Genomic DNA, 14311 nt, shown 5'->3' with positions numbered 1-14311 from the left:
GCTTTTTTTCGACATGCTTATAAGATATTGGCTTTTACTATGTTCTGAGCTCAACTATTGAGAATGGTTCATGGTTTCGGAGTCAGCATCCATATGATGCATATTAGAATCCATTTGGCTCATATCATGATGGGTAGAGTCGCCTGCTTCAGAGGTCATAGCAGAAGAGCTACCATGATTCATTTGTGCGCCACTATCATGTCCACCATGCATATTAGTCATTATGATAGGCACAAACGCCACAGCCATTCCCGATAGTACCATCACTACACCATTTAGCTGGCGCAAGCGAAAGCGACCAATTTTGTCACGCATCCAGCTGACTGTTTTATGAGTAGCAACTAACATTGGCACTGTACCTAGACCAAAGATAAACATCAGTGCTGCGCCTCCTAAAGGATTATGAGCGACAACTGCAATAAGTAGGGCGCCATACACAAGTCCACAAGGTAGAAACCCCCATAGCAGACCAGCAGTTAAAGCGCGTGGAAAGGTAGTGAGTGGAAATACCTTTTGGCGTAGTGGTCCAAGGATTTGCCAAAAACGCATACCAAAGCGCTCAAGCTTGGTTAAAAATGGCGCGCCCAACATTGTGACGCCAACAAGTACTAGCACTAAACCCAATAGAATACGCGGCATACTATTGCCTTTCATCAATGGCTCTAATACGGTTGTGCCAATTAATCCTGCCATCAAACCTAAAAAAGAATAGCTAAGTAAACGTCCAAGATGATAGGTAGCAACCAAACCACGGCGCTTGGCAGGACTAGCATCCTTCATTGATAGTCCAAATGCGCTCACCAGTCCGCCACACATGCCTAAGCAATGCGGTGAACCAAAAAATCCCATTAGTAATGCTGCAACTAATAATGCTGTGGTCATGAGCAGCAACTCCTAGAGTAAATAATAAGGTGAGAAAATGTTTATTCTATTGAAAATAAAAGCAGTAGATCGTTAACTAGATTAGAAGTTTTTAAAAATTTAATGCTATTTTTTATTATTAAGATCTGTATTGCTACCAGTTGTTATGTCAACTTCGTCCAAAATTACACTTTTAACAGTAGTTTCAGTGGATATTGTATCCGTTTTTTGAACAGTGTCGCTTGGCTCATGCGATTGGATAACCTGACGACGCTCTTGTCGATCATCCAAGATAATACGCTGCGAGGCATTATCTAAATCCTCAAACTGATTGGATTTTACGGCATAACGTACTGCCCAAATAGCGACCACAAACAGCATTAAGCTTAATGGAATCAATAAAAATATACTGAGCATGGCAAACCTCTTAAATAGCAGTTTATTCTATTATTATACACTTATTGCAAGTGTAGTAAATTGAGCTATGCAGGCGAAATCTGGGCAACTAAATTGGCACAAATTCATGAAGTATTTGTATTATTCATCAAAGGTTTTGACTGCATTACCTCTAGGCGTTAATAACTGCTGAGTGCTGACTTCTTCTGCAAGGCGACAGTCTGATTGCGGGCGCAGAACATCACGTAAATAAGCGGCTATTTCATAAACAGCACGTCTTGAATGGCTTAAGTTTTGTGCAGGCTCCATCCAATCAAGTTGAACGGGTAGTGGCGCGTTGATAGGAGTGCTATTAATCCCGTTTAGGGCAAATTGCCTGCGTGCCCGCGCCATATGATAGCTATCAGTGACAAGGTAAACATGATATAGAGGAACACGTTTGGCCGTAAACCGTGCATTTTCGCAAGTATTCATACTGGCGTTTTCGCTAATTGGTTCATCAATGCCGTGCTCGATGAGCCATTGACTCATCCAAGGCGCTTCAGCACCACTTAAAATAATAGGTAGCGGAAAATCATGATAGGCAATAGCGGCAGTACGGATACGGTTGAGACTATAACCATTAAGGATAGTTTGATTATTATTATCATTAGTGAGACCACCACCAAGGACCACATAAGCAGTAGGCGGCGAACTCATGGCACTAGCCGATATCGTAGGTAGCGGTAGATGCTCGAATACATAAGTAACCGTACGAGAAAACAGCGGTGTGAACAAACTAACAAGAATCAAAATAATCGCAGTCGAGCCCAGCAAAAAAGTCATATTAATAATACGAAACAATTTAATCATGCGTTCAGCTGAGCGCAGGTAATGCCCTGACAGCTTATGAGACCATGAACGCTTAGACCCCATGCTCACCATATCCAACTGTGCCATTAGTATTAACCCAAACTGGCTCACGGGCTAAAGTGATAGCAAATTTTTCATAAATACAGCTTATGATATGGTTCTGGGCTATTGCCACATCATCTTGGGTGGCTTGGTAAGGACGGTGATTAGTCAGTACTAATGCTTGTTTTTTATGAGTTACGATTGGTTCGATACCGCCGCCTTTTAGACCTGCTTGCTCTATTAACCAACCTGCTGCGACTTTGACCATTGAATCTGGCATTGGGTAGCCCACAATATCAGAATAATTACTCTGTAATGATATGAACTGGTTTTGACTGATAATAGGGTTTTGAAAAAAACTACCACAATTAGGGAGCTGTTTAGGATCAGGAAGTTTTTGTTGTCGAATATCGATGATAGCATGCATCACGTCCGCAGGAGCTGGTTGCATACGTCCTTGTTGCTCAGCATAACGTTGCGCCACTGTCTGGACATCGCCATAACTGGCTAACACCTTTGTCTCGTCAGTATGCAAGCGAAAACCCACGCGGCTAATCAGCCAAGTGTTAGGTGTACGCTTAAAGATACTATCGCGGTAACCAAACTCACAGTCAGTAGCGGTAAGAGAGTGCCAAGTTTTGGTCGGTAAGTGATAAGCGCGCACATACTGCAAATAGTCTTCTAACTGAACACCATATGCTCCAATATTCTGCACAGGAGCTGCACCAGTTAGCCCAGGAATCAAAGCCAAGTTTTCTAACCCGTACCAGCCTTGATTGACCGTATGAATAACCAAGTCATGCCAGTTTTCGCCTGCCATGACTTCAATATCAACATAATCTTGAGTCTGATCGGTGAGAGTAATGCCATGCATTTGCGGTCGTAGCACGATAGCTTGCAACTGCGTAGGTAACAGCACATTACTACCACCAGATAACACAAACAACGGCAGATTATGCTCAGTATTTTTTACATAACTTGTCATGAAGCTATCTAGCTGCGCCTCATCTTGTAAAGTCACTACTGTATCAGCTACACAAGCGAGCGCCATTGTATTGGTATGAGAAAGATCATGCGAACAATCATATTGGGCACTAGGAGCATGATGCAAATCTGTAGTCATAAAGCGACCTATTAGGCAAATAAATGGGGGCTGTTAAAGTAATGATTAAATTTTAAGTAGGCCTTAATACGCTCGTTATTATAAGGGATACGCGGTACAAAAGCAGATAAAATACTTAGGTTTTAGTATCCAACCAATGTTATTTAGCCATCATTACATTTGTATGCCTAAAGTTTCCTTACATGGCTTTCCAGCTTTCAATCCATGCTTGTGCGCTAGATTCAATACGTTCAATAACGTTTTCAAAAGCTTCTCCATCACCCTGAAAAGGATCTGGCACATCATCGCCGCCATAGGTAGGATCTTCTTCGCTAAACAAAGCTAATTTAGCCAGAGGTTTTTGCGACGTACCTTCAATACTGTCTTTTAATGCTTGCAAATCAGCTAGGTTCTGACCGTCCATTGCAAGGATTAGATCAAATTTACGAAAATCATCAGCACTTATCTGACGTGCCACTAATTTGCTAATATTGTAACCATGACTCTTAGCATGGCGCTGTGAGCGTACGTCAGGGGTATGACCAATATGCCAATCGCTCGTACCTGCTGAGTCTATTTTCATTGAAAGCCCTGCAATAGCAGCTTGCTGACGGAAAATTTCCTCAGCAGTTGGTGACCGACAGATATTGCCTAGACAAACCAATAATACAGATGATGGTGCAGAAGCTTTAATCAGCATAATATGACCCTTTGTGACAATAAAAAAACATGCTATAGGAAACCAACATTAATAATGTGGTTTGTTAGCATGTTAATGGATAAATAAATCAGCGCCAATTTAGAGCAAAATGATAGACAGTTATCTTTGCTTAATTTAATAACGTCTACTTGTAATCTATTATCATCTAGCGCGACTTGTTAAGCGTAACGGTTAATGTGGGGAATAACAAGAGCACAGGCAAAACAATAGAAATATTTTAGTCTTGCTGATGTTTGAAGCGTTGTAAATCACGGCGCTCCTTCTTATTAGGCTTGTTATCAGGTCGAGCAAGGTTGGCAAGTTTACGCTGCTCAGCATAGTACGCGCGGCGCTCTTCACTTTCCTCAGTCTCTGAATACAACACTTGAGCATCGGTAGCATTGCCACGTTGTGCAGTTAATGCTTCGACGATGACTGTCTTTTCGGTCATGGCAGTGGCTGAGCCTTGTCGGATACTCAGTTCATCTCCGACTGCAATCTCTTTGCTGGTTTTGACACGGCTACCTGCATAATGCACGCGCCCACTTTCGATGGCTTCTTTGGCAAGAGTGCGAGTGCGATAAAATCGCGCTGCCCATAACCATTTATCGAGCCGCATACGCACAGCATCAGGTTTACTGTGGCTGGGCTGATTATGGTTTTTATTGTGTTTACTCATCAAAACCTCATAGATATCAATAAACTAAGATAATAATGGTGTTTCTTTTACGAATTAAAAGAGTAATAGCCTATTAAAGTAACAGATGATTTAAATGTTTGTCTGTATTTAAAACAAGATAGCATCAACGGAGACTAGGGCGGCTTGATGCCAAAACAACGGTATATGACAAGCTTCAATCCCGTCAGCGGTTTGAGCAATCAAGGTTGCCAGCGGATTAGCCGTAAGAAGATCGATAATACTGTCAAAATCGTCTTCGGAAAAGTTTGAAGGAACATGCATGGTGTTCTCAATCTAAGCTTTAATTAACATCATTTACACCATTGTTTTTCACACGGTATACCATCATTGTTACCGTCCATTTTCGTATCTGGGCAGTTATTTGTGAAGTAAGTTGCCTCTGCACACGAGGTCATCTGAGAGCAGTGCTTTCTACCATCGCATGAGAAGCTTGATGCTACTGGCAGTAAATCTAATACAGGATTTACTGCCGAGACCGATATCGAAGTTGAGTCTGAATCAACGTATGTTGGTGGTATATCATCAAAGTCAGTAGATGTGAAAGCAACGCCAGTTGACGTATTAGTCGCAACATTAGAATTACTTGTAAAGTTTTTGAGTTGAAGGGTTTTATAACCGACAAGTGCTAAAGTCAGCAATACAACGATTATCAATATTTTTTTTATCACTGCTTGACACCTATCAATAATATTTACAAACGAATAATCACTATTGATTCATCTATGGCAATTTTTTAATTAATTAAAAAACTGCCGCGGTAGATGATAGTTTGCGTCTATTTTTACTACTTTAGAAACAGCTGATAGCCAATATTGTCATTGAGCATGGTGCAGTCATAGCCAATATCAAGTAGGGCGTCTTGTAATTGACGTGAATTACTCTCAGAGGCTTGCAGACCAACTAACACCCGACCTTCAGCAGCACCATGATTGCGATAATGGAAAAGCGTAATGTTAAAATCATCACCAAGTTTTTCTAGGAATGTTAGCAGTGCACCTGGGCGCTCAGGGAAGGTGATTTTTAATAATTGCTCGTTCTCGACATGAGCATGTCCACCAATTAAATGACGAATATGTGATTTAGCGATATCATCATCAGTTAAGTCATGCGCCGTGTAGCCATCAGCTGCTAATTGGTTACTAATCGTTTCACGTTCTTTATCACCTTCTTTTAGCGCAATACCGACAAAGATTGATGCAGGCTCCATAGAGTCTGGCGACTTTTTGCTATCAGCACGGTAATTGAACTCAGTGATATTACGTCCATGCAGGCTGCGGCAAAAATTTAAGAACGCACCGGTCTGCTCAGGGATAGTCACGCCAAAGATGGCTTCTTTTTTCTCACCGATTTCAGTACGCTCAGCGATATAACGTAGGCGGTCAAAGTTCATATTGGCACCGCAAATGATGCCGACGCAGTTTTTACCTTGTAAATCATTAGCTTCAATATATTTTTTCATACCAGCGACTGACAATGCGCCAGCAGGTTCAACGATACTACGATTTTCTTCAAAGATATCTTTGATAGCCGCGCAGACTTCATCATTGGTACAGGTCACGACCTCAGGCTCAACGATTGGCCCTGAATTATCGCTTTTTTGCGTACGTACGACGTCAAAAGGTAGCTCACCAATTTGGGCAACTGCCACACCATCGACGAATAAACCTACTTGCTCAAGCTTCACGCGTTCACCAGTCTCAAGCGCCGCTTTTAAGCAGGCTGATTGTTCAGCTTCTACGGCGATGACTTTGACATGCGGAGCCACTTCACCTAAGAATGCCGCGACACCAGAAATCAAACCGCCACCGCCAACCGCAACGAAAACATAATCCATGTTGCGCCACTGCTGGGTCAGCTCAAGTCCAATAGTACCTTGTCCAGCAATGACCAATTCATCATCGTAAGGGGGGATGAAGGTTAAACCTTCACGCTCAGCGCGATCAATAGCATAACGGTTGGCCTGATCGAAGCTATCGCCATGCAAGTCGACATTACCACCAAGCGCTCTCACCGCATCGACTTTAATGTCAGGTGTCGTCGTGGGCATTACTATAATGTTTTTAAGATTAAGGGTACGGGCAGAGTAAGCAACCCCTTGCGCATGGTTGCCCGCTGAAGCACAAATCACTCCGCGCGCTTTTTGCTCATCATTCAGTTGGCTAATACGGTTATAAGCACCACGCAATTTAAAAGATTTGACTGGTTGCAGGTCTTCGCGCTTAAGTCGAATATCATTGGTAAAACGCTGGGTCAGCTTAGGTGCGGCCTCAAGTGGCGTTTGAATAGCAACGTCATAGACAGTGGCTTGCAAGATGGCTCGTACCCAATGTGATAGCATAATGATCCCTAAACAAATGATATATGATGATAAAAATGAAATAGATTAGCCTATGCTGATTTTAACTATCTTGCAAGACACAATTGCAAGTTTTGCTTAGAATTTGATGCTTTGATGGATATGAAAGGTTTGTTTATAGCAAGTAGCACAGCTAAACAAAGATTAAATTAGAGTGGTCATTACCCTAACATCCATCAAATTCATCGGTTATAATAGCCGCGCATTTTGATATTATTCTCACGTTGCCAAGGATTTATGATGAGCGATCAGCAAGCACAGAAACAAGCCGCAGCCAAAGCTGCTCTAAGCTATATCGAAGATGATATGATACTTGGGGTAGGGACGGGCAGTACGGTCAACTGTTTAATTGAGTTGTTACCTACATTGAGGCTTGCTGGCGCCGTTGCTAGCTCACAAGTCACCGAAGATAAGCTTCGCGCGCTTGGTATCGAGATAGTTGATCTAAACTTTGCAGGTCAGCTTGACATCTACATTGATGGTGCTGACGAAGTTAACGCGCAGTTGCAATTAATTAAGGGCGGCGGCGGCGCACTCACTCGTGAAAAAATCGTCGCAGCGGCGTCTAACAAGTTTATATGCATGGTTGATGAGAGTAAGAGTGTCGAGATACTAGGACGCGCGTTCCCAGTACCAATTGAAGTGTTGCCGCAAGCACGCTCATACGTAGCTCGCCAGTTAGCCCTTCTAGGCGGTGAACCCGTTTACCGTGAAGACTTTGTCACAGATTATGGCAATGTGATCTTAGATACTTATGATTTGGATGTTAGTAATCCAATAGCGCTTGAGAAAGAGTTGAACAATATCGTAGGCGTGGTATGTAATGGTATTTTTGCCGCCAATCAAGCAGATGTACTGTTAAAGGCGGGTAGTAATGGGGTGACGACACTCACTCGCTAAAAACGGCTCTTTAGACGGCTCGTCAACTAGTTGCTAATTTCTAATCGAAAACTAAAAAGGCAGAACACTATAAATGTGCACTGCCTTTTTTTATGCATAATACTTTATGCGTAATATTTTATGCATAAGATTTTATAAATAGTTTGCTTAGTTATCTATGCAGGTAGCTTAATCTTGTCTTTTAATAAAAATTCCATCAAAGCTTTTTGTGCGTGTAAGCGGTTTTCTGCTTCATCCCACACGACAGAGCGTGGATCATCTAGCATATCATGAGAGATTTCTTCGCCGCGATGGGCAGGTAAGCAGTGCATAAAGACAACGTCTGGATCGGCTTTGTCTAATAGCGATGGCGTCACTTGATAAGGCGCGAAACGCCGCGCACGGGTATTTTGCTCTGACTCTTGTCCCATACTTGCCCACACGTCGGTGACAATGAGATTAGAGTCTTTGGCAGCATCTTGTACGTTTTCAACGAGACTAACGCAGTGCGAGAAGCGTTCCATTAGTTTTGGGTCAGGCTCAAAACCATAAGGAGCCGCCACACGCAGCTCAAAACCAAACTGATTGGCTGCTTGCATAAATGATGAGCACATGTTGTTGCCATCACCCACCCACGTCACGATTTTATTTTCAATACTGCCTCGATGCTCATAGTAAGTTTGCATATCAGCAAGCAGCTGGCAAGGATGGAATTCATCAGTTAAGGCATTAATAATTGGCACACTTGAATACTTAGCAAAGGTCTCGACCTTTTCGTGGCCAAAGGTACGAATCATAATAATGTCGACCATGCTGGAGATAACGCGAGCTGAGTCTTCTAACGGCTCGCCGCGACCAAGTTGCGTATCATTTGGTGATAAAAAAATCGCACTACCGCCAAACTGCCCCATACCCGTCTCAAAAGAGATGCGTGTACGGGTGGATGACTTCTCAAAGATCATGCCAAGCGTACGACCAACAAAGGGCTGATAGATCTCGCCTGCGTGTTGCATCTTGCGCAATTCGCTGGCGCGTTTGATAAGATTTTCTAGTTCTTGTTTGGTTAAATCAGATAAGGTCAAAAAATGGCGCAAACTCATAGCAATCCTAGCAGTCGATCACAGTCAATGAAACGTTATCAGCCGTCAATGGCGACAGGCAACTGCCTTGGCCGTGGTGACAACAAACTTTTAGTATAGCGTAATTACTTTCAATGTAAATGCCAATTTTTGGTATCTGAGCCAGTATGATGACTGACCTATAGTAAGTAAATTAAATAGAAATACAGTTGCACTTATGCACGTTTGGGACGAGCGCTTAATCTACATAGTAGCTCATAGCCAATAGTGCCTGCATGACTGGCGACTTCATCAACGTGCGGCATAGCGCCCCACAGGACGACTTTGCTATCAAGTGCGATATCTACCGGAGCTGCGCTCAAGTCAATGACAATCATATCCATAGCAACTCGCCCACGGATAGGGCATGGATAGCTTGTGTCGCTTTCAGCATCGATAATACAAACGTAAGCATCATCGCTGATGACGCGTGGATAACCATCACCGTAGCCAATACTAACAAGAGCAGTTCTCGTATCTTGCTGTGCAGTCCAGCGGCTGCCATAGCCGATTGCATCACCAGCATTAACTACTTGCATTGCCATAATATGGGCGCTAAATTCCATCGCAGGCTGTAGGTTTAAGTCGTTAGCTGATTGATCGATGACAGGTGAGCTACCGTATAACATGATACCTGGACGTACCCAGTCAAAATGGTTATCAGAGAAATTTACTATTCCTGCTGAATTACACAATGAGCCTTCAATAGCTGGGCTTATCTGTTGTTGCAAATAGCTCAACATCTCAGAGAAGCGCTGTATTTGAATGGCATTTAGCGGATGGTCACGATTATCAGCGTTCGCAAAGTGCGTTGTTAGAATAAGCTGGTAACCAGCATCGTGTAAGCGCTGTGCTGCTTCTACGACCGTCGTTTCGTTGAAGCCTAAACGATTCATGCCAGTATTATATTTTAGCCAAACTTGACGCGCTGGGCTGTCAGCTGCTGGGACGTTCTCTAAAGCCCAGTCTAACTGCGGTGCATGATGAATCACACAGCTGCAAGCGTTATCGATAGCTTGCTGCCACTCTTTGGCGCTAAACACCCCTTCAACCAAACCAATCGCTTTATCCCAGCCCAGTTGCCGCGCCTCCATTGCTTCGGCAAACGTTGCAACGCCAATACCATCTGCTTGCTGCAATGCTGGCAACACGGCAGCCACGCCATGACCATAAGCGTTGGCTTTTACCATTGCCAGCACTTTAGCATTGGACGCGCGTTTTTTGACTTGATTCAAATTGTGAGTAAGAGCAGCAGGATTAATAGTAATGGTAGCAGTGCGCATAATTAAATTCTTTATTAGCAATTGGTTGTTAGAAAGTAGTTATAAGTCGTCAATCATTAAATTGACGTTATTCATCATTCATCGTCAAAAGTCACACCTTGATAGTACTCAGGCGTCAGGTTGATAAAGCGGGTAAATTGACCTTCAAAACCTAAACGTATGGTACCGATAGGACCGTTACGCTGCTTACCGATAATGATTTCAGCCACCCCTTTATGGTCTGAGTTTTCATTATAAACCTCATCACGATAGATAAACATAATCAAATCGGCATCCTGCTCAATTGCACCGGACTCACGTAAATCTGACATGATTGGACGCTTGTTAGGTCGGTTTTCCAAGCTTCGGTTCAGCTGCGATAGGGCAATGACTGGACATTCAAGCTCACGTGCTAGAGCTTTTAGACTACGAGAGATTTCCGAGATTTCTCCAACACGGTTACCATCGAGGCCAGGGACTTTCATCAACTGTAAATAATCGACAATGATAGCGCCAAGCTTGCCATCATGGTTTTTAGCGATACGGCGACAGCGTGAGCGCAGCTCTGATGGTGGCAATGCAGTACTATCATCAATGTATAAATGCTTAGACTGCAAATGCTGAATCGCGTTCATCATTTTTGCCCACTCATCTTCATTCATTTGTCCTGAACGCAAATGAGTCTGATTAATGGCGCCCCAAGAAGATAGTAGACGCATCACAATAGATTCTGCTGGCATCTCCATAGAAAACACAACGACAGGCAAATCTTCATTAAACAACACGCCTTCTGCTAAGTTCATAGCAAAAGTAGTCTTACCCATAGAAGGACGTGCGGCGACAATCACTAAATCGCCTGCTTGTAGACCTTGGGTTTTATTATTCAGCTCAGCAAATGGTGTCTGTAAGCCGATCATACCGTCAGGATTTGATTTGAGCTCCTGAATTTTATCAATTACGTTGGTCAATACTGAGGTAATACCGACAGGGCCGCGCTGCTCAGCACGCTTATTGTGTTGCTCGTTGATGCTAAATATCTTGGCCTCAACGTTATCTAAAATATCGCTGACCGTTTGATCTTTAGGATTATAAGCAAGGGTCAGCATATCGTTGCCAGTGGTAATCAGCTGGCGTAGGGTTGATAATTCTCGTACACGCTGAGCGTAGGCGGTCAGGTTAAATAAAGTTGCAGGGCTTTGACTCAAAATATCTGCCAAGTAGCTGTCGCCGCCAGCGGTTTTGAGCAGTTTTTGCGCCTCTAGCCAATCATGTACCATGACAGTATCGTAGGGTTCGTTAACCGCTGCCAAGTGAGCGATAGCATCAAATATGTGTTGATGACGTCCCGCATAGAAGTCGTCTTTGGTGACGATATCTGCAATCTTGTCATATGCCTCTTCGATACTCATCAAAGAAGCCAGTAGCGCCTTTTCAATATCTATATTGTGCGGGGGCTGCTGATTGAGTAGGTCGTCAGTTTTGCTAGTGTCTGCCATGAGTGCCTAAGTATTTATAAGTGAATTATTTATAAGTCAGTACTTCTAAAATCGCTACAAGTATAGCGCTAATTGTAAGCGCTATATCATAAAATGGCGCATCCAGCACCTACGATAAGTACCACAAAAACAAGCCTCAATTGATGCTACAATTAAAAGCGAAAGTCTATCACATTATGATTGTTAAGAGGCTGACAATAGATAGTTTCTCTAATTCTGTTAGTCAGTTTATTGTCAAAAATAGCGACTGTCATAACCGTATAAATGACGATTTCTTTTATAAAAAATATAATAATATCTGGTATATAAGACAAAAATAAGGATAAATTCATGAGTCAAAAACAACCGTTGTTAATCACTACAGGTGAGCCTGCCGGTATCGGTATGGATGTAGTATTGTTATTAGCAGAAGCAGGGAAATTACAGGATTTTGCGCGGCCAATCTGGGTGACAGCCGATGCCAAAGCAATGCAAACGCGTGCAGACCAACTAATCGCTGCTGGTGTACTAAAAAACTGTCCTACTTGGCAGAGTGTCGCGCTCACTTCATCGTTAATAACTGATATTGATAGTATGGACTTTAATACGGCAAACAATGCATTTCTATTATTGGACATACCTTGTGCAGAGCCTGTGCTGGCAGGTCGTATTGACACTAAGAATGCAGCAATGGTTGCCAAACAATTGGAAATCGCTCATCAGCTTGCAGTGAGCGAAACCGTAGCCGCCATCGTCACTGGGCCCTTACAGAAGTCTGCGTTAATTGATGCAGATATTAAACTATTAGATGGCACTATGTTTAGCGGTCACACGGAATTTTTTATGCAGCAAAGTGGCTGTGAAAAAGTGGTAATGATGCTGGCCAATCAAGTGATGAAAGTTGCTTTAGTTACGACTCATCTAGCTTTAAGAGATGTACCTGCTGCTATCACTGTAGATAATGTTCGCCAAACCGTGCAAATCGTACTTGATGATATGCAGTCGAAGTTTGGCATAGCAAATCCGCGTATATTAGTTTGCGGTCTTAATCCGCATGCAGGTGAAGGTGGACATTTAGGCATGGAAGAAATTGAGATTATCAACCCCGTACTGCAAGAGTTTATTGCCGCTGGCGTAAACGTATCAGAAGCGATGCCAGCCGATACGTTATTCACCTCTAGGCATTTAAATAACTGTGACGCGGTGATTGCAATGTATCATGACCAAGGACTTCCTGTGCTAAAATCGCACGGCTTTGGTGATACGGTTAACCTAACCTTAGGATTGCCTTATATTCGTACGTCAGTCGATCATGGCACAGCGCTTGATTTGGCAGGGGGCGGCGGTGCAAGTGCTACTAGCTTGTATCAGGCATTAGTTATGGCAAATGAGATGGCTAACAAGTCATTATCTAGATAGTTAACGTATGCAGAATGAAGCATGATGCTAAAATACAGCCAGATTATAAGCTGTGGTATAATTTTGACCCAATACAATGCTATAAAATACAATGCTGCAAAATTATCTTTCAGCATCGTCCTATATTGTTGATGTCTATTAATAAGCTATTCTGTAGCTTTGTAATCTCATTTTATTATTTCGTTTCTCATTAATTAAGAATCTTTTATGTCCACAAACTCGTTTGATGCTAATACATTAGCTGCTAGCTTGCGAACTGCCAAACACCAACCGCGTAAACGCTTTGGTCAAAACTTTTTACATGACAGCAGTATTATTCGCCAAATTGTTGATAGTATTCGTCTAGACCGCGATGACAACTTGATAGAAATTGGCCCTGGTATGGGTGCTTTGACTGAGCCTTTATTGGCAGAAGTTGATGCCATGACCGTGGTTGAGCTGGATCGTGATTTAGCAGATAGCTTACGCATTCGTATCGGCGCAAACAGCCATCCTAACTTTACGATTGTTAAAGAAAATGCCATGAATGTGGACTATCGTGAATTTTATAGCACCGATCGTGGCAAGCTACGTGTGGTGGGCAACCTGCCTTATAATATCTCAACGCCAATACTGTTTCATTTGCTTGGCTATTCTGATGTCATTCAAGACATGCATTTTATGCTGCAAAAAGAAGTGGTCGAGCGTATCACTGCTGATGTCGGTAGCAAAACTTATGGTCGTCTGTCAGTTATTATGCAATATCACTGCGAGACTGACTATCTGCTGACTGTTCCTAGAGGCGCGTTTAATCCACCGCCTAAAGTGACCAGTGCTGTGTTTCGTCTGACACCGCATATTGATAAACCAGTCGTCGCAGAGGATGAACAGTATTTTGCTATCGTGGTGCGTGAAACCTTTAACCATCGCCGCAAAACTTTACGTGCTATCTTCAAAAAATCAACGCTATTACCGACCTTGAGTGAAGATGACTTTGCAGCTTGTGGTATTGATCCTCAAGCACGTCCAGAAACACTCAGTGTGAGCGACTTTGTGGCGTTAAGTAATCAAGCCAAGAGTGTAGAAGAATAAGCTCTACCTGGATTCAACAACTAATAGTTCAATTGCAATAGTCAGTCGTTGTACTTTCACACGTGTACAGCGCTATTA

At 42.8% G+C, this 14311-nt stretch carries 14 protein-coding genes and 1 pseudogene; 3 read left to right on the top strand and 12 right to left on the bottom strand.

Annotation, left to right across the window (positions count from 1 at the left end; all coding sequences use genetic code 11):
• Positions 1-54 precede the first annotated feature (54 nt).
• The 9 genes and pseudogenes from ACTQ9S_RS08435 to ilvA form a co-directional block, all read right to left on the bottom strand.
• On the bottom strand, positions 55-882 hold the full coding sequence (locus tag ACTQ9S_RS08435; RefSeq protein WP_440454696.1) for a sulfite exporter TauE/SafE family protein: 828 nt from the start codon (positions 880-882) through the stop codon (positions 55-57).
• A gap of 105 nt (positions 883-987) precedes the next feature.
• Entirely contained in the window at positions 988-1278 is a 291-nt protein-coding gene (gene ccoS / locus ACTQ9S_RS08430; RefSeq protein ID WP_440454695.1) for a cbb3-type cytochrome oxidase assembly protein CcoS, read from the bottom strand.
• 120 nt (positions 1279-1398) lie between these two features.
• Positions 1399-2196, bottom strand: coding sequence for a YdcF family protein (locus tag ACTQ9S_RS08425; protein ID WP_440454694.1), 798 nt, complete (start codon positions 2194-2196; stop codon positions 1399-1401).
• Positions 2162-3274, bottom strand: a complete 1113-nt coding sequence (gene murB / locus ACTQ9S_RS08420) for a UDP-N-acetylmuramate dehydrogenase (protein ID WP_440454693.1) — start codon at positions 3272-3274, stop codon at positions 2162-2164. Before murB ends, ACTQ9S_RS08425 begins: the two co-directional genes overlap by 35 nt.
• A 178-nt stretch (positions 3275-3452) precedes the next feature.
• Positions 3453-3953 carry a low molecular weight protein-tyrosine-phosphatase gene (locus tag ACTQ9S_RS08415; RefSeq protein ID WP_068327284.1) on the bottom strand — a complete coding sequence of 167 codons (501 nt, stop codon included), beginning with the start codon at positions 3951-3953 and terminating at the stop codon, positions 3453-3455.
• 238 nt (positions 3954-4191) lie between these two features.
• Positions 4192-4632 carry an RNA-binding S4 domain-containing protein gene (locus ACTQ9S_RS08410; RefSeq protein ID WP_350656213.1) on the bottom strand — a complete coding sequence of 147 codons (441 nt, stop codon included), beginning with the start codon at positions 4630-4632 and terminating at the stop codon, positions 4192-4194.
• Positions 4633-4740: 108 nt separating this feature from the next.
• Positions 4741-4914: an FMN-binding negative transcriptional regulator gene (locus ACTQ9S_RS08405; protein ID WP_082787188.1), complete on the bottom strand. Its 174-nt coding sequence runs from the start codon at positions 4912-4914 to the stop codon at positions 4741-4743.
• Between the two features lie 29 nt (positions 4915-4943).
• Positions 4944-5090 (bottom strand): annotated as a pseudogene (locus tag ACTQ9S_RS08400) (excalibur calcium-binding domain-containing protein); the annotation flags it as partial.
• A 347-nt stretch (positions 5091-5437) separates the two neighbouring features.
• On the bottom strand, positions 5438-6991 hold the full coding sequence (gene ilvA, locus ACTQ9S_RS08395) for a threonine ammonia-lyase, biosynthetic (protein WP_068035445.1): 1554 nt from the start codon (positions 6989-6991) through the stop codon (positions 5438-5440).
• 258 nt (positions 6992-7249) lie between these two features.
• Here ilvA and rpiA point away from each other — a divergent pair, with 258 nt between their 5' ends.
• Positions 7250-7909 (top strand): ribose-5-phosphate isomerase RpiA, encoded by a 660-nt coding sequence (gene rpiA, locus ACTQ9S_RS08390; protein ID WP_068327293.1) that lies wholly within the window; start codon positions 7250-7252, stop codon positions 7907-7909.
• A 155-nt stretch (positions 7910-8064) separates the two neighbouring features.
• Here rpiA and argF read toward each other — a convergent pair whose 3' ends face one another.
• From argF to dnaB, 3 genes are all read right to left on the bottom strand, one after another.
• A complete protein-coding gene (argF, locus tag ACTQ9S_RS08385) occupies positions 8065-8988 on the bottom strand; it encodes an ornithine carbamoyltransferase (protein WP_068035449.1) in 924 nt (307 codons plus the stop codon).
• A gap of 194 nt (positions 8989-9182) precedes the next feature.
• A complete protein-coding gene (gene alr, locus ACTQ9S_RS08380) occupies positions 9183-10289 on the bottom strand; it encodes an alanine racemase (RefSeq protein WP_440454692.1) in 1107 nt (368 codons plus the stop codon).
• Positions 10290-10363: 74 nt separating this feature from the next.
• On the bottom strand, positions 10364-11764 hold the full coding sequence (gene dnaB / locus ACTQ9S_RS08375) for a replicative DNA helicase (RefSeq protein ID WP_068035453.1): 1401 nt from the start codon (positions 11762-11764) through the stop codon (positions 10364-10366).
• Positions 11765-12094: 330 nt separating this feature from the next.
• Here dnaB and pdxA point away from each other — a divergent pair, with 330 nt between their 5' ends.
• Both pdxA and rsmA read left to right on the top strand, forming a co-directional pair.
• Positions 12095-13162 carry a 4-hydroxythreonine-4-phosphate dehydrogenase PdxA gene (gene pdxA, locus ACTQ9S_RS08370; RefSeq protein WP_440454691.1) on the top strand — a complete coding sequence of 356 codons (1068 nt, stop codon included), beginning with the start codon at positions 12095-12097 and terminating at the stop codon, positions 13160-13162.
• Between the two features lie 207 nt (positions 13163-13369).
• Complete coding sequence (rsmA, locus tag ACTQ9S_RS08365; protein WP_068035457.1) at positions 13370-14233, top strand: 16S rRNA (adenine(1518)-N(6)/adenine(1519)-N(6))-dimethyltransferase RsmA; 864 nt, start codon at positions 13370-13372, stop codon at positions 14231-14233.
• Positions 14234-14311: the final 78 nt, after the last annotated feature.

Origin of the sequence: Psychrobacter sp. ASPA161_9 (assembly GCF_051970275.1) — a bacterium.
Classification (GTDB): domain Bacteria; phylum Pseudomonadota; class Gammaproteobacteria; order Pseudomonadales; family Moraxellaceae; genus Psychrobacter.
The sequence above is the reverse complement of the archived record's forward strand: the minus strand, read 5'-3'. Positions and strand labels throughout refer to the sequence as shown.

Bases quoted from the DNA above. Each gene is read 5' to 3' on its own strand.
- rpiA (WP_068327293.1), top strand. From the start codon at position 7,250: ATGAGCGATCAGCAAGCACAGAAACAAGCCGCAGCCAAAGCTGCTCTA.
- argF (WP_068035449.1), bottom strand. From the start codon at position 8,988: ATGAGTTTGCGCCATTTTTTGACCTTATCTGATTTAACCAAACAAGAA.
- ACTQ9S_RS08405 (WP_082787188.1), bottom strand. From the start codon at position 4,914: ATGCATGTTCCTTCAAACTTTTCCGAAGACGATTTTGACAGTATTATC.
- murB (WP_440454693.1), bottom strand. From the start codon at position 3,274: ATGACTACAGATTTGCATCATGCTCCTAGTGCCCAATATGATTGTTCG.
- rsmA (WP_068035457.1), top strand. From the start codon at position 13,370: ATGTCCACAAACTCGTTTGATGCTAATACATTAGCTGCTAGCTTGCGA.
- ilvA (WP_068035445.1), bottom strand. From the start codon at position 6,991: ATGCTATCACATTGGGTACGAGCCATCTTGCAAGCCACTGTCTATGAC.
- ACTQ9S_RS08435 (WP_440454696.1), bottom strand. From the start codon at position 882: ATGACCACAGCATTATTAGTTGCAGCATTACTAATGGGATTTTTTGGT.
- ACTQ9S_RS08410 (WP_350656213.1), bottom strand. From the start codon at position 4,632: ATGAGTAAACACAATAAAAACCATAATCAGCCCAGCCACAGTAAACCT.
- ACTQ9S_RS08415 (WP_068327284.1), bottom strand. From the start codon at position 3,953: ATGCTGATTAAAGCTTCTGCACCATCATCTGTATTATTGGTTTGTCTA.
- ccoS (WP_440454695.1), bottom strand. From the start codon at position 1,278: ATGCTCAGTATATTTTTATTGATTCCATTAAGCTTAATGCTGTTTGTG.
- dnaB (WP_068035453.1), bottom strand. From the start codon at position 11,764: ATGGCAGACACTAGCAAAACTGACGACCTACTCAATCAGCAGCCCCCG.
- pdxA (WP_440454691.1), top strand. From the start codon at position 12,095: ATGAGTCAAAAACAACCGTTGTTAATCACTACAGGTGAGCCTGCCGGT.
- alr (WP_440454692.1), bottom strand. From the start codon at position 10,289: ATGCGCACTGCTACCATTACTATTAATCCTGCTGCTCTTACTCACAAT.
- ACTQ9S_RS08425 (WP_440454694.1), bottom strand. From the start codon at position 2,196: ATGGCACAGTTGGATATGGTGAGCATGGGGTCTAAGCGTTCATGGTCT.